We start from the raw sequence: 25,775 nt of genomic DNA on the forward strand, positions 1-25,775 counted from the left end.
CTTTGGGGCGGCTCCGCTCGTCATGTCTCCACTCCGCCCGGTTTTCGCTCATTCTTGCCGGCCGCATGATCGGATGCGCCCCAGCTGACCGTCTCCGGCGTGTCACGTCGATGAGACGCAGTGGATCATGGGGGCTACTGGTGCCAGTGGACAAAACGCACCGGCTCGGCCAGCACAGCCTGGGCGGATGGCACGTCGGCCAGCCGGGCCGCCAGGGTCGCTTCGGCCAGCCGGCGCGGCAACGCGGCGCTGAACTTCAACCCGTGCAGGGCCTTCTCGTCGATCTCGGGCAGGCAGATGCGATCCGCCGCGTCGCTGGTCGCCGCCAACCAGCCGGACCGGTCGACGCCGTCGCGCAACCGGATGCTGGTGTCGTCGGGCCGCTGCGTGGGATCCGCCAGATCGCCGATGGTCGCCGCCAGTGTGGCGTTGGCCCGGAACCCGGCCCAGGTCCACCAGCGCAGCTCATCGTGTCCGTCGATGGCGACGACCGTACCACCGGGGTGCACCAGCCCGGCCGCACCGTCGCGAGCCTCGGCGAGCCGGGAGGTCGCCCGTCGGGTCAACTGGACCGGCGGCACCGCGCCGAGCAGCACCTCCCGCATCGCCTGTACGAGCCGGTACGACAACCCCTGGGGGGCGCCACCAGCCAACCAGAGTGCCCGGCCGCCGCGTTCGGCCGGCTCCACGAAGCAGCGACGCCGACGCCAGTCGATGTGGGTGACCCGCCAGCTACGACCGCCGAGCAGCAGCAGCCGTGGCCCGATCACCCGCTCGGTCAACAGGTACGGGTCGGTGCGGCCGATCTCGGTACGGCCCAGCAGGACGGTGAACTGCGGCGGCGCGGTGAACACCGCCATCATGTCCATGAAGTGGCGCCGGCCGAACCGCAACTCGGCCTCGGGTCCGATGTGCAGCATGCCGCCGTCGTCGTCGAGATAGCCCTCACTGACCAGATGCCTCAGGATCACCTCTGCGCCGGTGTCGAATGGGGCAAGGCCGTTCCACTCCTGCGCCCACTGCCGGTCACCGACACGGTGCCGCTGCAGGCAGAGCGCCAGGATCTGCTGGGCGACGATGTGCCGGGGCTCCGGCGGCGCGACGATGTCCTCGACCCAGCCCTGACCCCACAGCCGGAGCAGTCCGGCGGCGTGCACCAGGCCCGGTGTGTCCAGCGCGAGGAACAGGCAGTTACGGGTGCCGCCCGCCCGCCGCCCGGTGCGGCCGATGCGCTGCAGGAACGCGGCGACGGTCCGGGGAGCGTTGATCTGGATCACCCGGTCGAGGTCGCCGACGTCGATGCCGAGTTCGAGGGTGCTGGTGGAGACGATGACGCAGTCGCGCCCTTCGGCGAAGGCCTGTTCGGCCCGTCGCCGGTCGTCCAACGCGAGCGAGGCGTGCGACAGGTACGTGGTGACGCCGGCCAGCCGCAGTTTCTGCCCGAGCTCTTCGACCAGCGCCCGCGAGTCGCAGAACACCAGCCGCTTCTCGCCGCCGTGCAACGCCGCGATGATCCGGGCCGCGTTGTCCGCCGACCCGACGTAGTCCAGCTCCACCTTCCCGGGCGGCGGTCCCACTGAAGCAGCTCCAGCCGACACCGCTGGCGCGATCGCGGCAGCGGGCAGGTCCGGAGCGACGACCCTGGCCGGACGTTCACGCCGGCCGGATCCCTGCAGCCAGCTCAGCAGCTCGTCAGGGTTGCCGACGGTGGCAGACAGGCCGACCCGTTGCACCGGCCGGCCGGCGACCCGGGTCAGCCGCTCCAACACCGCCAGCAGATGCCAGCCCCGGTCGTCACCGGCGAAGGCGTGTACCTCGTCGATGACGACCGCACGGACCGACCGGAGAAACTCGTCGTGGTCGACGTTGCGGCTGACCAACATCGACTCCACCGACTCGGGGGTGGTCAGCAGGACGTCGGGGCGATCCCGGAGAATCCGGCGGCGCTGCCCGGCGGTGACGTCGCCGTGCCACACCGCGGCCCGCCGACCGAGCCAGCCGGTGTACTGCTCCACCCGTGGCAGCAGGTTGTTCAGCAGCGCCTTCAGCGGGCAGAGATACAGCAGGCCGGGGCCGGACCAGTTCTCCTGAGCCATCCGCGACAGCAGCGGAAACAGTGCGGCTTCGGTCTTACCGGCGGCAGTGGGTGCCAGCAGCAGCGCGTCGTCGCCGGCGAGCAGCGGAGTGACCGCGCCGGACTGCAACGGACGCAACGCCGGCCACTGCAACGAGTTGACGATGTGGTGCAGCAGTACCGGATGCAGCAGGTCGGCGGCGGCCATCACAAGTCGTCGAGGGCGATGTCGTCGGCCCGGGCCGCGTTGCGTTCGACATCGGTCAGCTCGGTGTCGTTGAGCGTGAGCGGGTAGTGCTCCCGGGGCCGGAAGTCAGGCACCTGGTCGACCCGGTCGAGCACGTCGACCAGTTTTTTGAGGAACAGCCGGGGGGCCACCCCGACCCTGCCGCCCAGTCCGCCGGCGACGGCGCGGGCGAACTGGGCGACGAAATCGTCGTCGACGAGCCCGGCGATGCGGTCCGCGCCCGTGCCGGTGGCGCCGACGGCGTACAGGTCACGGACCCGGGTGCCCAGCTCGACCAGTGACTCGTGGGTGAAGCCGGGGAGCCGGATCTGCACCGCCCGAGGGTTGTCGAACCTCGGGTCGGCGGTGAAGTCGACCGCCAGCCGCTGGGCCAGCGGGGCGAGCCGCTGCACCCCCTGCGGTCCGTCGTAGAACGCCGGTGTGCCGGTGATCAGCAGATACAGCCCGGGGAACCGCCCGGAGTGCACTTCGTCGATGAGTTGCCGCAGCGCGTTGAGCGCCTTGTCCCTGGCGTCGGAGCGGACCCGTTGCAGGGTCTCCACCTCGTCGAGCACCAGCAGCAGGCCGGGGTGTCCGCTGTCGCGCAGCACCACCAGCAGGCCCTGCAGGAAACTCAACGCGGCGAAGTGGTCGAGGTCGCCGCGTACCCCGGCGGCCCGGCGGGCGGCGGCGGCCACGTGCGGCTGGCCGCCGAGCCAGGCGAGCACCGCGTCGGCGGTCGCGGTCTCACCGGCGAGGGTCGCCGTACGGTAGCCGCGCAGCGCGGCCGCGAACGCCGGCGCGGTTCGGCTGACCACGGCGAGGCGCTGTTCGAGGAGCAGACCGACGGCCGTATCGAGGACCGCCGGGTCGTCTGCGCTGACGTCGCCGCCGGCGAGGACGTCCTCTTCCAGGGCGTAGAACCAGCCGTCGACGACCGCCCGGAGCGCGCTGGGCGGGAAGGTGGCGGTGGCGAGCCGCTCAGTGAGCCGGCGGTAGACGGTTTCGAGCCGGTGCAGCGGGGTCTCGTTCTCGGATATCTGCACCTCGGCGACGGCCAGGTTGGCCCGCTTGGCGCGCTCGGCGATCCACCGGGTGGTGAACGTCTTACCGGAGCCGTACTCGCCCCGGATCGCCTTGAACACCGCCCCGCCGGTGGTGACGGTCGTCAGGTCGTCACCGATCGCGGCGTTGATCCGGTCCATGCCGACGGCGAACAGGTCAAGCCCGGCAGCGGGTACGGCACCGCGCCGCAAAGCGTCGATCACCTCGCGGCGGCGGGCCGGGCTGGCGGTGGGTTCGGCCGGCGACGTCATCGGCGCTCCCCGGCACCGGGCAGGCCGAACTGCTCGCGCAGCAGCTGCTGGTTGAGCCGCACCGTGCGGTCCTGGTCGGTCAGTGACAGCACCGGATAGCTGTCGACGTTGAGCACCCGCTGCAGGGTGGTGACGAACCCGGTGGCCCGCAGCGGGGCTTCGCCGGCCCGCTGGGCGAGCACCGCCAACGGCAGTACGCCGCCGGCCTCGACGAGTGCCCGCAGGGCCGCTGCGACCTTGGCGTCGGCCGGTCGCCGGGGCATCGCGTCGCGCTGCTCGACGTACAGGTTGCTCGTCAGCAGCGCGTCCACCAGGTCCGCGCCGGTGGGTGCCGGCGCCGCCGGGGGCGCTGCGGTCGGCGTCGGTACGGCGAACAGCGGCTGCTCGCCTTCGACCGGCGCCGGTGCCCGACGTTGCCGACCTCCTGCCGGGCGGGGCGGCGCGGCCGGCGTGGGTGCCGCCACAGCTGGTACGGCGGTGCGGGCCGGCTGCCACCAGTCGGGGTGCTGTGGGCCGAGCGCCGCCCAGCCGGCGGGCGGGTTGGCCGCGTTGGGCGGCAGGAACGCCAGCAGCGGCACGGTGACCTCGGCCAGTGATGCGCCGCCGTGGTAGCCGGCCCGGGTGGGTCGGTAGCGCAGCGCCGGGTCCCACAGGGCAACGATGCGGTGCCCGGGTGCGACGACCCGGGGGCCGGCGAGCACCATCTCGCCGTCGGCGGGGGGCGTGTCGCCTCGACGGTGCCGGGCGGACAGTGCGTCGGTGGTCGCGCGGGCGGTGGCACCGTGGTCGAGTACGTGCCCGTGGTCGCTGGTGATGATCACGGCGCGGCCGGCGGACCGGGCCAGGTCGAGCAGGCTGCGCAGGAAGCCGATCTGCCCGAGCTGCCAGCCGGGTTCGTCGCCTTCCCGACCGTACGCGAGGGTGTCGTCGACGGTGTTGATCACGACGGCGACGAGCCGGGCCGGGTCGGCCACGGCGTCGCGCAGGTCGTCGGCGTACACCTCGCCGGCACCGCCGCGCGACGGACCCTTGTGGAAGATGACGGCCCGCTCGCCCCACCGGCCGGCGGTGAACATCTGCCGCTCGGTGACCTGGTTGCCCTCGCGCAGCTCACCGGCGAACAGCGAGGTCCGGCTGACCGCAGTGAGGGTGGGCAGGGCGGCGACCGCCGCCCGCCGCCGGGCTGGACCGCCGCCGGCGACCGGGTCGTACTCGTCCCACTGGTGGCGTAGCTCGGCGGCGAGTTCGACGGCGACGGCGGCGCTCATGCCGTCGAGCACGATGAACAGGGTGGGCCGGCGGGCGGCGATCAGCGGATCGACCACCCGACGCCGCACCTGCTCGATGGCCAGCAGGTCACCGTCGTTTCCGGGCCCGGCTGTGGTCCAGGCCGCGAGGCGGCCGGCGAACGCCTCGTCGATCGCCCGCCGACGCCGCGTCGCCTGCTGGTGGATGTCCCGGTACGCGGCCTGCAGTCCGGCGTGCATGTCGTCACCGGCCCACACCTGTGCCAGCGCCCGGTCCACCCAGCCCAGGTCGCTGATCTGCTGGTGGATGCCGTCGGCGACGCTGTCGGCAGCGGCCGGGTGGCTGGCGAGCCAGCGCAGCAGTCGGCGGGCCATCCGTACCCGGGTCACCTTGGCGGCTTCGTCGACGGCGAGCACATGCTCGGCGACGGCGGCGACGGCACTGTCCAGCTCGGCGTCCAGCGACGCGGACGCGGCGCCGGTGGCTGACGGCGCGCCGGTCGCCGACGCGGCGGCGCTCAGTGCTGCGGCGGCGCGGTCGAGGCGGTGAGCGAACCCGGTCCGCAAGATCCGGCTGTGCCCGGCGCAGCCGGTGGCGGCGAGCCCGGTCAGTAGCTCCTCTGCCCGGTCGAGGATTCCGTGGGCCTCCCGCCGCAGCTGGTCGTCACGGTCGGCGAGCATCCCGGTCACGGTTTCTACACAGGCCGCGGCGTACCGACGGATGGTGTCGTCGTCACCGCGTACCGCGCCGAGTAGCGGGTCGATCCGCCCCTGGGCCCGGGCCGCCTCCTGGTCGGCGCTGCTCCACACCGCGTCGCAGACCAGCCCGAGCGGCAGCGCGTCCGGCCCGTGGCCGGCGTCGATGAGGGCGATGACCGCCCGGGCGGGGTGGTGCAGGCGGCCGGTGAGCCAGCGGCCGAGTCCGGCCCGCTCCTCGGCCCGCAGGGTGGCGAACGCGTCGACCGCGCCGGGGCGGCGGGTCCACCGCAGCAGGGTCGGCACGTCGAGGTCTGCGGCGCGCGGGCCGGTCGGGTCGAGTCCGAATCGGGCGGCGGCCAGCCGGCCGAGCGCAACGTCGCGGCTTAGTACGCTGGCGGCGTCGAGCTTCGGCCAGCCGCCTGCGGGCATCGCTTCCAGCAGCGCGGACCCGGCCCAGCTTTCGGCCGCCAGCGCGGGTTCGACGTTGCGGGCGCCGAACGCGGCCAGCACCACGTCCCACGGTTCGATGGTGATGGCCCGCTGGCGGAATATCCGGCTGCGGATGCCGTCGCCGAGTTCGGTGGTGCGCAGCGGGGTGAGCAGGATCAGCACCTCGCCGTCCGGCCGGGTGACGAGGTGCTGCCAGATCGCCAACGGCGACGGGCAGGCGACGACGCGGGCCCGCCGGTCACCGGTCAGGACCAGCTGCGGTTCGTGCGGCCAGTCCGGTTCCGCGGTGACGACGACGACCGGATCCGGCTCCCCTGCGGCAGCGCGGCGCAGCTGGTCGCCGATCTCCTGGGCGAGGACGGCCGGACTGACCCGGTTGGCTGGCGCGGCGACGGTCACGGCACGACCCGCCAGCTGACTTCGACGTGCGCGTCGGGGTGAGCGGCGGCGAACGCCCGCAGCTGGGTCACCGCCTCGTCGAGCGCTGCGGCGGCGACGGTGGCCTGCCCGGTGGTGCTGGCGACCTGCCCGGCGGCGTCGGTGACCCGCTGCGACGGATCGGCCAGCGGCGGGCGCAGCTCGATCGCCGGGTTCGGCACCGACGGAACCGTCGGCGGTGGGGTCGCCGGCGGCGGGGTGGCCGGCGGCACCGCCACCGGCGTGACCTGCGACCCTGGCTGCGGCGGCGTGGGCGGTGCCGGCGTCCTTTCCCGCATCACCCGGGCGATGAGCTCGACGGCGTCGCGTTCGGCCCGGCGCAGCACCGGCACCAGCGGGGTGGTCAGCTCGTCCGCCTGGGCGGCGGCGTGCAGCTTGCCGAGGATCGCGGCCGCTTCGGCGGCGTACCGATCGGGCAGGTCGGCGATCAGACCAAGGTTGTCCCAGCGGGCGGCGACCAGGGCGCTGCGTACCTCGGCGGCGGCGGTGACGCTGCGGGCGACCTGGTCGACGCCGGCGGGTCCGCCGAGGTCGGCGCGGGCCAGCTGCTCGATGGTCTCCACCGCCGGGGCCCGGCCGGCGAGGGTGGCGAGCAGGGTGGCGGCGGTACGGGCGGTGGCCAGCCGCCCGGTCGGTGCGTCCGGGTCCAGGTGGAGGTGCTGGGCGTACTGCTCCAGTTTGGCGACCAGGTCGTCGGCGTCGCCGCGCCGCCGCTGTGCCTCGGTGACCAGGTCACGGGCGAGCAGTCCGACGATACGGCCCCGCCGCAGACCCGGTTTGTGCACCCCGAACAGCCGCGTCGCGCGGTCGCGGGCGGCGGTCCAGTCGGCTTCGCTGGGCAGCGGTTCGGACCGCAGGGTGTAGTCGGTGCTGATCCGGCCCGGTTCCGGGGCCGGGGAGACCGCCGCGCCGTGCAGGTAGAACATCCGGTCGGTCTGTTCGGCGAAAACGGCGACGATCAGCTGGGCCACCAGCGGGTCCAGCCCTCGGGGCTGCGGGTGGTCGATCCAGCGCAGCAGGTCCCGTACGGCCAGTTCACCGTCGATGCCTTCGACGGCGGCGCGTTGGGCGAAGTGCTGCACCCATTCGTTGCCGAGCACGAAGGCGGCCTCGTGCATCTGGCCGAGGCCGAGCGGGTTGGCCAGCCGCCGCATGGTCTGCCGGTGGGCGCGTTCGACCTCGACCCGGCCCTCCGGGTTACCGATGGCCTGGTTCACCCGGTCGAGCACGATGCGTACGTCGGCCGGGCGGACCGGCTCGCCTTTGCGGTCCGGGTCGAGGTCCGGGTGGGCGGGGAACTGGTGGGTGAACATCTGGTCGCCGATGGTGCGCAGCGCGTCGGCGAAGCTGGTGCCGACCGGCAGGGTCGGGTGGAAGGGCCGGATCAGCGGCTCCAGGTGATCGTCGTATCCGACGCGGACGTCGGTGGGCTGTTTGGTGGCCAGCCCGTACGCCTCCCGCAGCACGTCGCGCAGCTTGCCGGTCAGATTGCTGCGCTGGTTGGTCAGGGTGCTCAGAGCGCGACGCCGGTCGTCGGGGTTGAGATGCTCGGCGTGGCTGTCGAAGCGGCGCCCTTCGAGGATCTTCTCCAGGATGGCGAGTTTGCCGAGGTCGTTGAGGCGCTCCAGGGTCAGCGACGCCGGGATCCAGCAGACCGTACGGGGGTTGATCCGCTCCCGCAGTTGCTGCACCCGCTGCCGGTCGTCGGCCGGGGTGTGGGTGCCGCTGTCGAACGGGTAGTCGATGATCAGCCGCCAGCCGGCCGGGTCGGCCGGTTGGAAGGCGTCGTCGCGCAGGTCCCGGTCGTCGCGGACGTTGCCGTAGACGAGTTCGAGCCGTCGGCGGCTGCCGCGCCAGACCAGCTCCGCCTCGGCGTGGAAGGTGTCGGTCCACGGCACCCCGAGCTGGTCCCACAGCAGCCGCTGCACCAGGTTCTTGCGGGCACCGTCGTTGTCGTAGTGCTTGGCGGTGGCGAGCACGCTGTCGACGTCGACGCCGACCAGTTCGAGCGAGATGACCGGGTCGTCGCCGTCGCCGACGCGGATCTCACCGAAGACGCCGGCCCAGTCCTTGACTTTGCGCAGCACCTGGGCGACCTCGCCGCCGGGGATCGGGCTGACGATGGAGCCGTGGTTGAGCGCGGACAGCCGGCGGGCGGTCAGGTTGCGCAGCGCCGGCACGCTCGGCGCCAACGCCGCCAGCAGCAGGGTCTTCACCAGCCGGTCGTCTCCGGTGAATCCCCGGTGCCGGGCGGCGATCGGGCCGGGCAGCTCCTCGCCCCGGCGGGCCCGGTCGAGGTCCTCGTCGGTCAGGTCGTACTGGGCGAGCAGGTGGGGCCGCAGTTTGCCGGTGTAGATGCGTTGCGCGGTCTCGAACTCGTGCTTGAGTTTGTCGGTGAACGGCTGGTCGCCGCCGCCGCTGATCACGTCGTACAGGTCACCGAGGGGCACCAGTTGGCCGAGCCGCAGCGTTTCCCGCCGGTCGACCAGCAGTTGACGCATCAGCTTCAGCGCGGTGCGGGAGCGTTGCAGGGCGCTGGAGACGTGCACCAGGGTGGAGATGAACGCCGGGCTGAACGGGTAGGTGGCGCGGAACGCGTCCAGGTCGGCACCGGCGCCGGAGTCGACGCCGAGCAGGGCGTCCCAGACTTCGCGACGTACCTTGGTGGTGGTGTCGAAGGCGGCGGTGATCGCCTCGGCCGCGCCGGGCACGTCTTTGCGGGGTTTGAGTAGCCGCTTGCGGGCGATCTCCGGCAGGTTGCGGTCTTCCAGGGTGATCGTGTCGAAACGGCCGCTAGCCAGGTTGAGGGTGTCCTGGAAGCTCAGCTCATGCGCACCGGTCGCCCCTTCGCCGACAAGTTCCCGCAGGTCCCGCTGCCGGGCGATGAAGCTGATCACCGGGATCGGCCGGCGGGTGTCGCCGCCCTCGACGAAGTTGGTGATCTTCTGGATTTCCCTCGAGACGAACTGCTGATCGCCAATGGAGTTGGCCAGCCAGAGGATCAGCTCGTCGAGGAAAAGGATCAGGCCGTCGTAGCCGAGATCCTTGGCGTGCCGGCTGATCTCGGTGAGTCCCCGGTCCAGCGAGATGTACGCTTCGGCGTCCTCGCGGGCGTTGCTGAAGAAGCCTTTGTTCCAGCTGCTGAGCAGGTCGTTGACGAGCTTGCGCCGCTGCGGGTCCTCGGGGGCGGCGGCGAACGCGGCGTCGAGGCGCGGCCCGGTCCAGTACGCCTCGGAGTCGCCCCATTCGTCGTCGGGGTCGCCGCCGGGCAGATTGGCGATGAACTGGCCGTCGCCGATCGTCTTGCGCAGTTCGGCGGCTTGTTCCAGCAGCGCGTCGGTGCGGTGCACGGCCGGGATCGTCGCTCCCGGGTGCAATTGGCGGACCCGGTCGACGTAGCCGCCGAGGACCCGCTGCTCCAGCGACCGGGCGTCGAGCAGGTGGTACGGCACCAGCAGGAACTGCCGCCCGTCGAGCCAGACACTGTGTTTGGCGACCAGGCCGGAGAACTCCTCGCGGCCCCGGGCGGCCGGCTCACCGCGCAGCAGCGCGTGCAGTACGGCCATGAAGTGCGACTTGCCGGAACCGAACGATCCGTGCAGGTAGGCAGCCTTGGAGGTGTGGCCTTCGATCGCCGAGCGGATCAGCCCGAGTGCCTCGTCGAAGTTGCCGACCAGCCGGTCGGTTATCACGTATTCGGCCAGGGTCGCCTTGGCGTCGGTGACGCTGTCCGCCAGCTTGAGCACGAAGTCACTGGTGCTGGTCCGCTCCGGGATGCTGATGTACTCCCGCAGCAGCTGAGGTGAGGTCGACGCAGGCATGACGTTTACCGTACCGAGAGCGACGAAACGCACATCGACCGCGCGGACCGTTTCCGCCCACCGGACCGCCGCCACACTGCCCTCAGTTATCAATCCATCACATGTGGCTCATCTTTCACGTACGTACGCAGCGGCGAGGCCAGCCAGTGCGGCGACGATCCCGCCGATCGCGCTCACCGCAGCCGATCGCCCGGAGCCACCTGCCACAAGCATGATGACGACGATCGCCACGACGCCGAACAGGCCCACGCCAAGTGTCCGATTGACGACAGCGACCCGGCGAAGGCCAGGTCGACCGTGATCCGAATGGTCCACTGTCTGCGCTCCTCACCCGCCGTCCGGCGCCATCACCGCCGCCCTTGCAGAACAACAGAGACCAAGTAGCGCCGACACGCGCCGTTACCGGATACGCAAGCGCTTTGCACACGCTGGCACCCGCGTTGCACAGTGGAGGCAATACCGAGCGTGACCATGGGCGGGAGACTGCGATGAGCGGCGACCGCCGGTGGCCCGGCCTTCCCGAGACGCGTCGGGCGGCGGCAGCCGGCGACTACGGCAGCCTGATCCGGCTGGCCCGCACGGCCGCCCGGCTGACCCTCGCGGAGGCCGGACGACGCTGCGGCTACTCTGCGGCGAGCCTGTCGCGGATCGAACGCGGCCGGCAGCGGTTGACCGACGTGTCCGCCCTCCGACGGCTCGCCGACGTGTTCGACATTCCACCGGAGCTGTTCGGCTTGACCAACTCTGGCACATCGGCCAGCCACCACGAGTCCACTTCGATCGTTAGGCTTCCCGGTAGCCGATCCTGGCCGCAGACGGGAGAGGACGTGATCCGACGGCGCGCGGTACTGGGCGGACTGGCCGGGCTGGCCGGTGCTGCCATCCCCACCGGTCCGGGCTCTGCCGGCCACGCCGCCAGCCGCCCACCACAGCTGGCGGCCGGGCTGTCGGGCCTGCTCCTCGACGCGGATCCGAGCACCACCCCACCTGTCGGCCCGGTCGAGCTGCGCGCCACGCTGGCCGCCGCGTCGGCAGACCTTCAGGCGTGTCGGTACGCCCGACTCGCCACCCGCCTACCGCAGCTGGTCACCGGTGCGGCGACGGTCACCGCGAACGTCGCCGACGACCAACGGTGTGCCGCCACCGCCCTGGCAACCCGGGCGTACCACCTCACCGCACAGGTGTTGATCAAACTGCACGAGGACGGCATGTCCTGGTCGATCATGGACCGGGCCGGTCAGACGGTGCGGGCCTGCGGGGACCCGCTGCTGCAGGCCGAACATGCCCGGATCACCGCGATCGTGCTCCGGCGGACCCGGCACCGCGGCACCGCGCAAGAGGTCGTGCTCACCGGCGCGGCGACGCTCGACACCACGACCGGGCTGCGGCGGCGCGATGACGTCACCGCGTACGGACGACTGCTCGCCACCGCCGCCTACACGGCCGCACTCGTCGACCAGCGGGACACCGCTCTGGATCTGCTCGCCGAGGCGGACGAGGCCGCCCGGAGAGCGGATCTGAAGCCCGCCTTCGGCAGCGTCGACGTCGCGCTGTACCGGATCGGTGTCTCCCGCGCACTGGGTGACTTCGGCGCGGCGGTCGAATGCGCCCACGCCATCACCCCGCAGCAGTTGGGCACCGTGGAGCGTCAGGCCCGCTACTGGCAGGACACCGCGCTGGCGTTGCACGGCCGAGGTGCCAACGCAGCGGCATACCGGGCGTTGCTCGCCGCTGAGCAGACCGCGCCGCAGGAGGTCCGCTATCGACCCTGGGCCCAGCGGTTGACCGCCGACCTGCTGGCGAGCGACCGCCACCGGTCTCTCCCGGACCTGCGCACCTTCGCCGCCCGCGTCGGCGTCGAAGCCTGATCCGACGCGGCAGGCCGACCGATCCGCCGATGGCGCGCTGTCTGCTTAGCGGCACGATGGACGGATGCGTGTTGGTGACCCAGACTTCGACCGCGCTGTCGACCTTAGCATCGACGCACTTCGGGATCTTGCCCGGCAGGCGAGGCGCTTCGAGGATGCGCTGATCACCTACCGCCAGCTCAGCGAGCGGCTCGCCGTTGACAATCTTCTGGTGCCCTACCACCAGGGGCCCCTGCCGCACATCCTTGAGCACGCGTCACGCCGCGAGCACGCCGAAGGCCGCGGGCTGATCTCCGCGCTGGTCGTGCAGCAGGGCTTCGACGGTCGGCCGTCGATGCCATCCGGCGGCTTCTTCGCCATGGCACGGCGGGCACCCTTCAAGCGCTCCGGCAGCAATGAGGCGATCTGGATGACCGAGGTCCAGCGCGTGATCGACGAGTGCGCCGAGCGCAGCTGAGGCAGTCAGCCCACACATGATCCGATACGCCCCAGCAAACCCGCCACCGGCGTGTCGGTTCGATGACGCGCAGTGGATCAACCACCGCGAGGAGGTGGATCAGCGCCAGCTACACCAGCTTGCGTCCGATATAAGCAATCACGAGAGCTCTACGGCTACTGTCGAGCCGAAGGTGCAGCCGTCCCGGGCCGGGCGTGAACCGCGCATGCAGGTCAAACAGGCGGCGCTCGCCGTCCTCGTCGTCGGTGAACCAGCACAAAGGTTTACGACTGTCGCTGTCCGGTGTCACCTTGCTGCGCCAGCTCGGCAAGGGGCCGCCCGCAGCGCTCCATTCAGCCGCAGCCGACTCCAGCTCCGCCAGCCGGGCCTTCACCGCGTCGAGCGCTGTGGCGGGGAGCTTATGCAGGTCATCAGCGACGCGGGCGAGGAAACGTAGATGCGGAAACACGTCCTCCCGGGCGTCCCACAGATCACCCGGGCTGATCAGGCCGGTCAGGGCGGAAGTGCACATCCACTCCCGATGACCATCGACGTGGCCTACCGAGAAGGCGTGGCGCACGGACGCCTCGCCGTCGGCGAGGACCACATCACCAGCAGCCGTCTCGCGAAGGGTCCGCTGCACGAGTGGCAGCACGCCGTGGTCCCACTTCGCCTCCAGCGGCAGGCTGAGCGCCAGTCCGCCCATCAGATGGGCAACGCCGAGGCCGTCTGCCGGAACACCGGCGTGGAAATACTCCGCCTCCGAATCAGCGCTTGTGGTCACCACCGCCCGGAACGGTGCCCGATTGCGCATGCTTCTGATGTACCGCAGCGCATCGGCGTTGCGTCCATCCGCAGCCCACTTTCGCAGCGAGAAGTCATCCGACATCGGAAGATCGATGAACTGACGCTCGGTTACCAGGGCGACGTCGGTGCGGTGCCGGCGGGCCTGTCGCAGCACCGATACCAGTTTGTGCAAGGCGTCAGAGAGATCATCGTAGCGCGCTTTGACCTCACGGTACGAAAGCTCGTTCAGGACCAACAGCAGCGGCACTGTGGACTCCGAGATCAGGGTCAGTCAAGCAGGCGATCGAGTGCTCTGTCCCATTCGTCAAAGAAGCCGATGGGCCACTGCGAGAGCATACCGTCCACATCGATCTGTGGCGAACTCGTCCTGATCTTACCGTGATCATCCCGATCGAAGTAGTGCAGTGCCACACTGTCCGGGCCAACGACCGACTCCTTGACCGCCAACCTGACCCCGTTGAGGATATGGTCGCTGTGGCTCTCGATGAGGACCTGGGCACCGGCCGCGACGGCCAGCGCGGCCAGTCGCGCCATCGCGGTCTGACCCCGAGGGTGCAGATGAGCTTCCGGATTCTCCAGCATGATCAGACTGCCGGGACCGGCGGAGATGCAGGCGACGATGATCGGTAAGGCGTAGGTGAGTCCGAACCCGACGTTCGTCGGCCGGTACCGGATGTTCGACGATCCGATCCCGGCGGTTCCGCCGAATCCGTAGCTCAGCTTGACGAAATCTGTGCCGCGCACGTCCTCCGCCATCAGGTTAACTCCAGGGCACACCGTCTGCAGCCAGGCCTCGACTTGGTCCAGCAGACCAGTCGACTTCGCCCTGGGATGCCGCACCGGCAAGGCAGCCACCGGATCATCACGTCGTGCCCTGAGGAAGTTCACGGTGTGCTCACCTCGCGCACCCAGCGAACCTCTACGAACAACCGCCTGATAGGACTTCGGGTAGTGCACGGCGGGAACGATACGGTCCGCCTTCAGGAACTGGAACCCGCTCCCCAGGAGCCCGCCAGCCCCGTCCTGTGCGCTGTCCGGCAAGGGCTGGCCCGCAGCGAACCGCAGCAGGTCCGCCTCACGATCCCGACTGGTTTCGTACTCGGCCCGCCACCAGAGGTCACGGGAGCCGACGGTGCAGCCAACCATGATCGGGATCGGCGTGTCGCCTCGACCATCCGCATAGTCCTCATGCAGTACGTCCTGTCCGACACCCAGCTCCACCAGGTCACCATTGAGCAGGAACCCACCACCGGCGTCGAGCATGCCTTCGTCGTAGCTCTGCCGCACCAGGGCAAGGCTCTGGATGATGGTGCTCTTACCGGCGGCGTTGACCCCGGTCAACAAGGTAAGGGGGCCGAGCCGGAGCTCGAGCTCCCGGAAGGCTTTGAAGTTCCGCAGCCGTACGCCGTCAATCATGAGTTGCCAACCGTGTGAAGAACCGCCCGGATCGCCACGAACCGTCGACGGACCCGCCCGGGGTCACCGGTTCCCTGACTGATTGACAGTTGAAAATCAACATCCCGCATCAGCTGGACGAAATTCTCTCCCACCGCCTTGCGGCGTTGCACCAGACGCTCCAGCTCATCATCTGACATGGCTGCGAGGTTTCCCGCCACCGATTCGAACAGCGCCTTGTTGATCGGGTGCTTCCGCTCACCACCCGAACGGTCACGCTTGCGAAAGGCGTGGACCCCAAAGATCTCGGCCGCCGCCACCATCGACCGCTCAAACCTGACCCAAAGCGCTTCCAACTCCGCACGCGACAGGGCATTCAAGCGCTTCATAGAGCTGCGCAAGAAAGCGTCGAAGTCCTCCTCGCCGTACCTGTACGGATCGGTGAGCTGAAACGCGACGAAACGCAGGACCATCTCACGGTCGGCCATCCGTTCGCTGCGTACGCTGTTACCGGTCGCCTGCCGGAACGCTGCGGACCCAGCCCAGTCACGAAGGATGTCGCGGGCCTGCCCAGGGATCAGGGCGTGTCGCAACTCCTGACGGGAGAGCGGAAGTCCACCGGTGTTGATACGGGCGAAGATGTTGAACTTGACCTCATCCGGCGTGCCACGCCGGATGAGGTGCACGATCAACTCGGTCTCTCGCAGCCGGGTCTGCAGCCGACCGGGGAGATCTGCGAACACGGCGTCGTTGTACTCGTTACCAAGATATTCCAGGTCACGCAACCGTAGCGGCTGCGCCCCGATCGACGTCGGCTCGATGAACTCCACGATGCTGGTCAACCGCTGGATCCCGTCGACCATCGCCCAGACCTCGTCGTCGCCTTCGGCGGCGTAGAAGGTCGGCAGCGGGATCCTCAGCAGCAACGACTCGATGAGCCTGCTCTTGTTGCGGGCCTTCCAGATGCCTGCTCGCCGCTGAAAGTCAGGCTGGAGGTCGATCCGCTTACTCCGCACCCGGGACAACAGCAGGTCGACGGTCGTATTACGGGTCACCACGTCGATCTCTTCCGGATCGAACGGGGTGCGAATGCTCTCCCCGGACACGCTCTCGCCGGCGTCGGGATCCTCCTCGATCTCGACGCCCGTACGCAGGCCAAGGGAGTCGAGCTCCTCGATGACATCGTCGGTTATCGAAGAAAGGATCGCGCACCTCGATTCACAGCGGGACAGCTAGTACGCACACCGGGCTCACCGCTGTGAGCCTAGCCGACTGCCGGACCCGCCCCTTCGCCACCCACAGTCGGCTCAGCCTCACCAAGCCCTACTGGGGCCGTCCCGGGAATCTGTCACCGTCCACGATCAGGGTCACGCCGTTGTTCCGGCAGATGTCGCGCCACACCTCGTCGACCGGAGCCGAGGTCAGCAGGATCGGGGTGACCACCCGGCTGGCGAGGGACAGCCGGTGGCGGTACTCGAGCACCTGCCCGAGACCGAGCCGCAACTGATCTTCCGGGCTGACCCCCACGAGGCTCTTGACCTCCGCGATGTACTGCCGGCCGTCAGCGTCCTGCCAGGCCAGGTCCACTGGCACCTCGGCGAGCCCGGTGCCCACCGACGTGCCGGTGGCGGCCAGCGTGTCGATCAGCCAGCGGCTGAGCCGGTCGTGCTCGTCGCACCCGGCCGAGTACGCCTCCTTGTCAAAGGCCCGGGTATCGGCCAGCGCTGCCGGGTCCACGGCCGGAGACCGGTACGGCCGGTCGAACCCCGCCCCCGCCCCCGGCTGCGGAGAGTCGAAGTGCACTTGCGCGGCGGACCAGGCCCGAGCCAGCCGCTCCGGCCGGTGGAGCCGATCAAACGTGAAGCCACCGACGGCCAGACTCATGGCGTTGACCAGCCGCGCCGCAGCGAGGACCGGTGGCTGCCGCAGCGCCCACAGCGCGTCGTCAATGGTGCCGCACACGTACCCGGCCTTCTCGCCACGCAGCGTTGCATGCGGGTCGTGGTCATGTTTGGTGACCCGGGCGTCCCAGGCATCCTCGTCGATGACTCCGGCGTCGAAGGCCGCATCGAGGGCAGCCTTGTCCAGGTGGAAGTTGATCCCGTCGCCGTCCTCGAACAGCCACAGTGTCTCCAGCCGGCCGAGGGTCACCCGCAGCAGCGAACGCCCCCGTACCCGAAGCTGGTTCAGGAACCACAGCTTGCCGTCTGTCTCCACCGGCTTCGGCACCGTCATCCGGATGTACCAGCCGGCGAGTGCCCATGAGGAACGCGCCGGCTCGTCAAGATCGGCACCGAGTGGACCCATGCTCGGTGCCGCCAACTCCCCGAGCGCTGGCAGCGCCGGATCGGCGAAGACCCAGTGGGCCATCTCCGCAGGGCTGGTGTAGCCCCACAGCCTGGCTCTGGGATGCCGGGCCAGGTCCTTCTCCACGTTGGCGACGTCTTCCGCTGTCCACCACGATTCAGTTGACACGAGCACCACCCATCACCACCGATTGTGATCCGACATGCACGTTAGGCAACATTCGGCGGCGTTGTGCGGCGACACGCGTACGGCGGCACACTCTGGTCAGAGCAGCGCGACGCCGATGAGGGTCAGGTCGTCGAGTCCGTCCAGCGGTTCGCCGACCAGCGGCTCGACCCCGGCACCGACGATGTCGCCGTTCTCGCTGTCGCGGCGCAGCCACAACCGACCCACGGCCGTCGCGTCAGTGGTCGACACGTCGGCAGGGGCGGCGGCCTGCCGGGCGAAGACGATCCGTCCCTCGTAGAGGTCGAGCTGACCGGATGTCACCGATTCGAACACCTCACCGGGTACGTCGCCGATCAGGAACCTGCGGTCGGCGTTGACCGCGGCCGTGTACTCGGCGAGGGTGACCCGCAGCGCGCCGACCGGGGTCTGGTCGGCGCGGCCGAGCAGCCGACCCAGCACGTCGGCGGCGACACCGCGACGCAGGTGCTCGTGGTATCGGTCGTTGCGGAACACCCGCAGGCACCGGTAGCAGCTGGTCTCCACCCCGCACTCGCAGTCGCGGACCCGCCGCAGCGCCTCGTCGAGGACGTCACGTACCCGCGCCGCGATCCGTTGCACGTGCCCGGCACCGCCCGGCACGGTGTCGTACAGCATGATCACGCTGCGGTTGGCTTCGGTCCGGTAGACCGTGGCGTCGATGTCGTCGCGGGAGATCTCCAGGGCCAGCACTGCCCCTTCGACGACCGCGTACGCCAGGGACCGCCAACCGTTGTCGTCGATGCCGCCCAGCGCGGCGCTGTCGACACTGAGGTCGAGGACGTCGGTCTGGTACTTGTGGGCCAGCGACAGCAGTTCCAGCCGGCCCCGGCAGTCCCGGCCGGTGAGCGGGCTGGCATGCGAGCTCTGGCGCTGCTTTCTGCTGGTGTTGGACTGGGCGAACCCGCACCGATCGCAGATGAGGTAGCCGGCGCCGCCGGCACCGTCGCTGATGGCGATCAGTTCGCCGCGTGAGCCGGCCCGCACCGTCACGGAGCCGCCCGGCAGGTCGATCTTGTCTTCGAAGATCTCCGCGCCGGTGGAGACGACGTGGGTGGCGCCGTGCCAGGTGCGCCGGGGCGCGGTGCTGGGCCGCCGGCCCCCGGACCGGTCTGCGACGAACCCGAACACCGGCACCGTGTACTGCCGGGGGACGCCGGTGGCCGGTGCCCCGCAGGCCGGGCACTGCGGGTCGAGCCGTTCGATCGAGTCCCGGTAGTGGCCGCAGCCGGCGCAGACGGCGTAGTGGCGCCGTTCCAGGTCCCGGCCGGGCAGCCGGTACACCCCGGCCGACTGCCAGGTCTGTCCACCGGCGACCACCTCGGTGCCGGGGGCGTACTCGTAGATCGCCGACGACAGGTCCCGGGACAGCTCCAGTTGGCGGGACATCTGGTCGTCGGCGAAGGTGAGCCGCAGCTCGACGGTGTCGACCGGGAAGCCGTACTTGGGTAGGACGTTGCGGTTGGCGAGCAGGCCGAGCAGTTCCCGGCCGGTGATGGTCCTCATGACCCGGCCGAACCGGGCGGCGCTGTCGTCCTTGCGGGCGGCGAACGCCTCGGCCCGTTTCTGCTCGTAGATGTCGACGTCGTTCTGCAGCTCGACGCGGACCGATTCCAGCAGGCCGACCAGGTGGGTGACCCAGTCGCCGGAGTCGACGCCGATCTCGTCGCGGACCTCGGCCGGCAGCACCCGGTGCAGTGATTCGACGATCTCCGCCGGCACCGGGTCGAGGAAACCGGCGACCAGCGTCACCGGCGCGACGCCGTCGTCGCCGGCGAGCAGGAACTCCCCCGCCGTACGCCAGATGGTGCCGTAGGTGCGGAAGTGGTGCCGGAAGAACGCGGCCAGGGCCACCGAGTGGGCGTGCCTGCGGTCGATCCGTACGTTGGTCAGCGGCACGTACGGCGCCCGGACCTCGCCTGCGATCATCCGGTCCGGTTCGGCGAACCGGGACAGGTCGTGTGACCGCCGCTGCGCGTAGGTCAGCACCAGGGCCGCCGAGTCGGTACGCCGGCCGGCCCGCCCGGCCCGCTGCACGTAGTTGGCGGTGGTGGGTGGCATGTTGCGCAACATGACGGCCTGCAGTTCACCGACGTCGACACCGAGCTCGAACGTGGTCGAGCAGGACAACGCGTTGACCTCGCCCCGGACGAACTGCTGCTGGATCAACGCGGCCTGCTCGCTGGTCCACTGGGCGGTGTGTTCGAGCACCCGCATCGGCACCGGGTTCATCTCCCGGTACACCGACCGGTAGTGGTCGTGGTCGACGTCGGCCGGCGGCGGCACCCAGCGGGCCAGTTCACCGAGGCACTTCATGGTGGGGCAGACCCCTCGGACGGTGTACGGGGTGATCCGCCGGCAGGTGCCGCACTGCCAGACCGGGTGGTCGTCGCCCGGGACCGTGCAGGTGACGAATTCAGGGTCGAGCTGGTAGACCTGCCCGATGCCGGGTTCGAGGCTGTCGCGCAACAGTTCCCTCATCGGCCCGGCGGTCAGCAGCCGCCAGATACCGTCGAGCAGCTGGTGCGGGTCGGCGGTGACACCGAGGCGGGCGAGGACCCGCCGCAGGTAGTCGACCCGCCGGTTGGTGCCGCTGGTCGGCAGCCAGCTCAGCACCTTGCGGCGGGCGTCGGAGCCGGTGCCGCGCAGGTAGATCGGCCCGACGCGGGGTGCGAACGCCTCGTCGCGCGGGTCGACCCCGTCGGGGGCGGCGACGGCTCCCTGCAGCCGTACGGAGCGCAGCAGCTCGTCGAGCAGCGCCCACACTTCCGTCTCGGTCAGGCCGAGACTGATCAGCGGTTGGGGTGCCTGCCAGGCGGGGTCGCGGGACATGCCCCATGCGAGCAGGCCGCGCCCTTCCAGCGAGTTGCGTTCGTCTACGCCGACGATCTCGGTCTGCGCCCAGAGGACGACCTGCCGGCGGCGGGCCTGGGCGGAGTCGCGGCGTTGGAAGATGCCGTACTGTTCGGCGGCGCGGGCCGTGTCGCGGACGACGTCGTCGAGCCGGATCTCGGCGTCGCCCCGGCCGGCGGCGGCGAGTGCGCCTTCGCGCAGCAGCCGGCGGCGCTGCACCCGCTGGTAGGAGTCTTCCAGGTACGGGGCGAAGTAGGCCGCCGACTGGCGGCTGTCGCTGAACAGCAGCACCTTGCGGCCGCCGCCGGGCCGGGCCTGCTGCGCCGGCTCGGTGGCCTGCGGCAGTCGCTGGTACAGGGCGGTGGCGAGTACTGAGGCGGAGGCTTCGTTGCCGCTGGCGAACAACCGGATGAGCCCGTCGCCGCGTCCGCCGCAGCCCACACAGGCGGTGAGCGCTTCGGCGTTCTGCCGCACGAACCGCACCGTCCGCATCGGACTTGCGGGGCACTGCGGGCAGTTGCCGGCCGGCCCGACCTGGAACACGCCGCAGCGGGCGCAGAGCGCACCGGTTTCGCTGCCTCTGGCGACGCTGTTGGCCTGCAGGGTCTCCTCGTCCTCGTCGGTGGTCACGTCGTCGACGAGGGCCAGCCAGGTCTGTTGTTCGTCGCGGGAGCGGCGGGACCGGAAGACGGCGGTGGTGCCGACCCGTTCGACGGTGCCGGCTAGGTGTTCGGTGCCGCACCGGCGGCAGGTGCCGATCTCGAAGGCGGCGTCGCCGCAGTGGGTGCAGCGTTCGCGCCGGGTCAGGCTCACGTGCGGGCCGTTGGTGCCGAGGCAGGCGAAGGCACCTTCGGTGGCGCGGGCGAACAGGTGGTAGCGGGCGGACAGCACCGGGGTGCCGGTGCTGTCGTGTACGGCGTTGGCGAGTGCGACGAGGTCGGTGACGGCTGTCTGGTCGGCGTCGTCGGGGAACAGCGCCTTGGCGACCTCACGTAGCGGCATCGGCCCGTGGGAGAGGAGCCGTTTGAGGCGGCGTACCCGCTGCTCCTGCTCCAGCACCGCAGCGGCCGCATCATCGGCCGACCCGGCCGGCACCGCCGACATGGCGGGCACACCGTCGCGGCGGGCGTGCTCCAGCAGGGCGGCGGCCGGCGACGCGGCCTCGCGAAGCTGCCGGTACGCGGCGGCGGGCAGCGGACCCCATTCCGGCCCGGCCGGCACCTCGACCCGTTCGGCGGTGATGACGTCCTGCGACGCGGCGTCGGCCGGGTCATGCTGGAACGGCACCGGGAACAGGGAGCTGGCGAAGTCGGCGACGGCCGCCAGGTCGCCGCCGACGGTGGCGCTGGTGGCGATGCACTGCACCGACCGGCCTTGGCCGACCCGGTCGACGAGGCGACGCAGCAGCATCGCCAGTTCGGCGCCGCGCGCCCCGTCGTAGACGTGGGCTTCGTCGACGACGATGAACTGCCAGTGGCCGGCGTGGTCGCCTTCGAACAGGTCCATGTCCAGTGGCCGCAGCAGCAGGTATTCCAGCATGGCGTAGTTGGTCAGCAGCAGATGCGGCGGCGTGGCCTGCATCTGTTCGCGGCTGAGCAGTTCGTTGGGCAGCCGCTGCTCGCCGGGGTGCTGGTGGGCGAAGACCTCGGCGGCTTCACGCAGCGTGTGCCTGGTTTCGCCGGTGTAGCGGCCGAAGGTGATGTCGGGGGCTCCGGCGAGCAGGGTGCGTAGCCGTTTCATCTGGTCGTTGGCGAGGGCGTTCATCGGGTAGAGCAGCAGCGCCCGGACGCCGGGGCCGAGGGTGCCGGCGGCGCGCTGCGCCATCAGCCGGTCCAGGATCGGCAGCAGGAAACTTTCGGTCTTGCCCGAGCCGGTGCCGGTGGCGACGACGACGTTGCGGCCGGCCCGTACCTTGCCGATCGCCCGTTCCTGGTGCCGGTACAGCGGCCGGTCCAGGGCCAGGCCGGCACCGAGCGCGGCGATCCCCGGGTGCAGCGCCCCGGCGTCGATGAGCTGACGCGGGGTGCGGCCGGTGCGGTACGGCGGGGTGGCTTCCAGCAGCGGCCCTTTGGTGATCTCCTGGCTGATCGCGTCGGCGATCGCGGTGTCGAGTGCGGCGGCGAGTCGGGGGTCTCTCGGCTCGACCAGGCTGCGCAGGTACCGCTGATAGGTGGCGACGATGTCGTCGCTGGTGGCCAGGGGATCCAGGATCATTCGGCGTCTCCGGTGAGGGTGAGTTCGGCGAGGAAGATGTCGATGGTGGTCAGGTCGGGGGCGTGCCGGGCCAGGGTCGCGTGGTGCGGGGTGGTTCGGGTCAGCAGGGCGGCCGGCAGCCGGTCGCGGGCGATCAGCCGGGCGGTGAAGGCGAACGCCAGCGACAGCGCCGGCAGGTCCGGCCAGCCGGGTCCGCACTGCCGGGCCCTGACCGCCGCGTCGACGACCGGGCCGCCGGCGGCGGCCAGCGCCGGCCGCAGGGTGCGCAGCAGGTCAGCGCCGACGGCGGCGACCCGGGCCACGCCGGGTCGGTCCCGCACGTCGAACAGCCGGCGGGCGGCGGCGACCCGTTCGTCGGCGTCGAGGAGTCCACCGGGGACGATCCGCATCGCCCGCCAGAGCGCGTCGAGCTGCTCGGCCGGCAGCCGCGCCAACTGCTGCGCGGCCCGGTCGAAGCGGCCGACCGCCTGGTGCGGGTCGGGCTCACCGGCCAGGAGCACATCGAGGGAGTCGCCGCACGCCGTCGCCGCCCGTTCATACAGGTCGTCGCCGGCCGCGGTGACCCCGAGCCGGTACGCGGTGGCCAGCAGCGCCGCCAGTGGGCTGGTCTGCCACAGCCTCGCCTCGTCGGCGGTGCCGAGGTAGGCCAGCGGTGGCAGCGCCACCAGCCCGGAGTGCACCAGTGGGGCCACCAGTTCGGCTGCGGGTGACCGGGTGCGGGTGAGCGCGGTCAGCGCGGCGACCGGGTGTCGGCGCAGCACGGCGGCGGTGGCGCGGACGTCGACGGTGACGCCGTGGCGGCGCAGGTCCTCGGCGCGGCGGTACAGCGGGAGGATCAGTGGTGCGATGTCGGGGCGGTCCGGCGGGTCGGTCAGCCCGGCCAGGTGGCGGGACAGCGCCGTGTCGGGGGTGTCGGGCAGCGGCGGGTCCCAGTCACCGTCGACGGTGAAGCTGTTGTCCTGTCCGGGCCAGTCGGGCCAGGGTTCGGGCAGCCACGGGTCGTCGACGCGCAGCAGCACCGCGAGCGGCCCGGCCCGGGTCAGGTCGGCGGGCAGCGGTTCGCTGGCCAGGTCTGCGCCGATCGGGGTAACGTGCGGTGGCCGCCACGGGGCCAGCACCTGGTAGACGCCGGCGGTCAGTCCGTTGACCGGGCTGGCGTCGTCGAGGGCCAGCTGGTCGTCTTTGAGGTGGACGGTGCCGGCGAGTTGTCGGGGCAGGCAGCGGGCGACGGGGAACTGTTGGCCGCCCAGGCGGACCGCGAGCTGGGCGGAGCCGCAGACCCGGACGGTGTCGGCGATCGCGGCGAGCGGGAACCGGGCGAGCGGCTGGCCGTAGGTGGCGCGGGAGGCGACGGTCTGCCGTTGCTGGCCGCCGCTGGCCACGACAAGGTCGGCGTCGACCGCCGCCGGCAGCCGGACCAGCAGTTCGCCGTCGCCGACGGTTTCGGTGTCCAGGCGCAGCGGCTGCAGCGACCACCGGGTGGTGCGGCCGGCGCTGACCCATTGGGCGGCCATGTGCGGCGGGGTCACCCGTACCGTGGTGGTGTGTCCGGCGGCGGTGAGCTGCGCGTCGGCGCTGGTCTGGGTCGGGTCGAGTCGGGCCAGCGACGGGTCGACCCGCAGCGCCGGGTCGGTCACGCCGAGCCGGACGGTCGCTGGCGCGAGGCCGTCGGGCCGCAACTCGCGCCACACCGGGTGGACGGTGACGGTCAGCCCTTCGGCGAGGTCGAGGGTGCGGGACAGGCCCCGGCCGAGCGGACCCCGGACGGTGATCTCGTAGCTGCCGACCAGTGGCCGGGGCACCTGCTCCCACGGGTCGGTGACGGTGTCGCCGGTGATCCGCACACTGGCGGCGGTGAGCAGGTCGGCGCTGCCGGGCCGGCGGACGCGGATCGACCATTCGGTGGCCACGCCCGCCTCGGTCGGCAGGAACAGTGCCGGGGCGGCACCGTACACGGGGGTGCCGGCGACGCTGACCACGTCGGGCAGCGGCGGGCTGAGGCGCAGCTGGGCCCGCCGGGCGGTGCCGACCCGCCGGGTCGGTCCGTCGCCGAGCCGCAGCCCGGTGACCTGTCCCAGGTCGACCCGGCGCAGCGTCCAGCCGAACCAGCCGTACGGCACCGGCAGGTCGCCGTCGGCCGCCGGGCCGCCGGGGCCGGCTTTGGTCGCGGCGGCGGCCCAGTCGATGTGCAGGGTGACCGGCTGGCCGGTGCTGTCACGACCGGGGTGCAGGATCCACACCGGCTCCGGTGGCAGGCTGGCGGTCAGCGGCACCCGCCGGCCTTCGTCGGTGAAGACCAGCAGCGGTTCGCGGGGGTCGATCAGGTCGACTTCGAACTCCCGCTCGATGGCGGCGAGTTCGACGGTGACCTGCCGCACCGGTCGGGAGATCGTCGCGACGGCCGGTGGCGCGGTGTCGACGTCACCGGGGATCCGGGAGCGGCTGACGATCGTCTGGACGTCTTCGCCGGCCCGGACCCGCCATTCGACCCGGCCGCCGGGTGCGTCGGGCACCGCCGGCAGCCGCACCAGCAGGCCCCGGCCGTACGGCTCCAGCTCCACGTACGGTCGGGGTGTCGCCGCGCCGCCGCTGCCTCCGGCGGCGGTGCCGGTGCGGGTCGCGGTGCCGGCCCAGTCGAGCTGCCCGGCCTCGACGTAGCTGCGGGCCTGGTCGATCAGGTGCGGCGGCAGGCCGAGCCCGTCGGCGGTGAACGCCGGCGCGCGGAACCGGTCCAGCAGGTCGATGCAGCGGTCGACGAGGTCTTCGGCGTATTCGCCGCCATGCTGTAGCAGCCGCCGCACCGGCATGTCGAGGGTGTTCAGTCGCGATTCCCGGCCGGGTGTCAACGCCCAGGCGAAGAAGTCCGTGACGGTGGTGCCGGGTTCGCGGGACTGTCGTTGCAGCAGCAGGTTCAGCAGGTCCCCCAGGCAGTAGGCGGGAATCCCGCCGTGCATGAGGATTTCACCGACGTTGATCTGCGGCAGGCCGGGGAATCGGGCCAGGCCGAACTGGTCCAGGTTGGCCCGGAACGCCGCACCCCAGGCGGTCTCGTCGACCTGGTGGCGGGTGTGGTCCCGCACGGCTCCCCAGTAGTTGCCCTGCTCGTAGCGGGACGCTCCGATCCCGCTGAGGCCGACCAGCAGGCAGGCCGGGTAGCGGTAGTACAGGCATTGACGCTGCTCGTATTCGCTGCCGGCGCCGTACAGTTTTCCCAGCGCACTGACCGCTCGGCGGGCTTCAAGCTCGGGCACCGCGATCTCGGCGACCAGCGATACCGCGCGCAGCGCGGGCCGCCACTCACGCTCCCGTTCATGGAGATAGTCGGACGCCCGCACCACGGTCCCCCTGACGAATAGACGATCTGGGCCGTATCGCGACTATGCAGATGTATCGGCAGCAACTCAAGGAAACAGGTCCCTC

13 protein-coding genes are annotated in these 25,775 nt (G+C 71.1%); 2 read left to right on the forward strand and 11 right to left on the reverse strand.

What is annotated here, in order from left to right:
* Positions 1 to 134 precede the first annotated feature (134 nt).
* The 5 genes from O7629_RS12490 to O7629_RS12510 all read right to left on the reverse strand — a co-directional run bounded on the left by O7629_RS12490 (position 135) and on the right by O7629_RS12510 (position 10,520).
* A complete protein-coding gene (locus tag O7629_RS12490; protein WP_278169343.1) occupies positions 135 to 2,282 on the reverse strand; it encodes a DEAD/DEAH box helicase in 2,148 nt (715 codons plus the stop codon).
* Entirely contained in the window at positions 2,282 to 3,616 is a 1,335-nt protein-coding gene (gene brxD / locus O7629_RS12495) for a BREX system ATP-binding protein BrxD (RefSeq protein WP_278169344.1), read from the reverse strand. The genes O7629_RS12490 and brxD overlap by 1 nt, the downstream gene beginning before the upstream one ends.
* Positions 3,613 to 6,411, reverse strand: a complete 2,799-nt coding sequence (pglZ, locus tag O7629_RS12500; protein WP_278169345.1) for a BREX-2 system phosphatase PglZ — start codon at positions 6,409 to 6,411, stop codon at positions 3,613 to 3,615. Before pglZ ends, brxD begins: the two co-directional genes overlap by 4 nt.
* Positions 6,408 to 10,271 carry a DUF6079 family protein gene (locus O7629_RS12505; RefSeq protein ID WP_278169346.1) on the reverse strand — a complete coding sequence of 1,288 codons (3,864 nt, stop codon included), beginning with the start codon at positions 10,269 to 10,271 and terminating at the stop codon, positions 6,408 to 6,410. Before O7629_RS12505 ends, pglZ begins: the two co-directional genes overlap by 4 nt.
* 108 nt (positions 10,272 to 10,379) lie before the next feature.
* Entirely contained in the window at positions 10,380 to 10,520 is a 141-nt protein-coding gene (locus tag O7629_RS12510) for a hypothetical protein (protein ID WP_278169347.1), read from the reverse strand.
* A gap of 239 nt (positions 10,521 to 10,759) precedes the next feature.
* Here O7629_RS12510 and O7629_RS12515 point away from each other — a divergent pair, with 239 nt between their 5' ends.
* Together O7629_RS12515 and O7629_RS12520 are read left to right on the forward strand one after the other, a co-directional pair.
* Positions 10,760 to 12,139, forward strand: coding sequence for a helix-turn-helix transcriptional regulator (locus tag O7629_RS12515; protein WP_278169348.1), 1,380 nt, complete (start codon positions 10,760 to 10,762; stop codon positions 12,137 to 12,139).
* A gap of 64 nt (positions 12,140 to 12,203) precedes the next feature.
* Positions 12,204 to 12,596: a hypothetical protein gene (locus tag O7629_RS12520; protein WP_278169349.1), complete on the forward strand. Its 393-nt coding sequence runs from the start codon at positions 12,204 to 12,206 to the stop codon at positions 12,594 to 12,596.
* Between the two features lie 109 nt (positions 12,597 to 12,705).
* Here O7629_RS12520 and O7629_RS12525 read toward each other — a convergent pair whose 3' ends face one another.
* From O7629_RS12525 to O7629_RS12550, 6 genes are all read right to left on the reverse strand, one after another.
* A complete protein-coding gene (locus O7629_RS12525) occupies positions 12,706 to 13,629 on the reverse strand; it encodes a hypothetical protein (RefSeq protein ID WP_278169350.1) in 924 nt (307 codons plus the stop codon).
* A 20-nt stretch (positions 13,630 to 13,649) separates the two neighbouring features.
* Positions 13,650 to 14,798, reverse strand: coding sequence for a DUF3696 domain-containing protein (locus O7629_RS12530; RefSeq protein WP_278169351.1), 1,149 nt, complete (start codon positions 14,796 to 14,798; stop codon positions 13,650 to 13,652).
* Positions 14,795 to 15,883, reverse strand: coding sequence for a DUF262 domain-containing protein (locus tag O7629_RS12535; protein ID WP_278169352.1), 1,089 nt, complete (start codon positions 15,881 to 15,883; stop codon positions 14,795 to 14,797). The genes O7629_RS12530 and O7629_RS12535 overlap by 4 nt, the downstream gene beginning before the upstream one ends.
* Positions 15,884 to 16,100: 217 nt before the next feature.
* Entirely contained in the window at positions 16,101 to 17,252 is a 1,152-nt protein-coding gene (locus tag O7629_RS12540; protein ID WP_278169353.1) for a hypothetical protein, read from the reverse strand.
* A gap of 96 nt (positions 17,253 to 17,348) precedes the next feature.
* Positions 17,349 to 22,355: a DEAD/DEAH box helicase gene (locus O7629_RS12545; protein ID WP_278169354.1), complete on the reverse strand. Its 5,007-nt coding sequence runs from the start codon at positions 22,353 to 22,355 to the stop codon at positions 17,349 to 17,351.
* Entirely contained in the window at positions 22,352 to 25,690 is a 3,339-nt protein-coding gene (locus O7629_RS12550) for a hypothetical protein (RefSeq protein WP_278169355.1), read from the reverse strand. The genes O7629_RS12545 and O7629_RS12550 overlap by 4 nt, the downstream gene beginning before the upstream one ends.
* Positions 25,691 to 25,775: the final 85 nt, after the last annotated feature.

The sequence above is a fragment of the Solwaraspora sp. WMMD792 genome, assembly GCF_029626105.1.
GTDB lineage: Bacteria > Actinomycetota > Actinomycetes > Mycobacteriales > Micromonosporaceae > Micromonospora_E.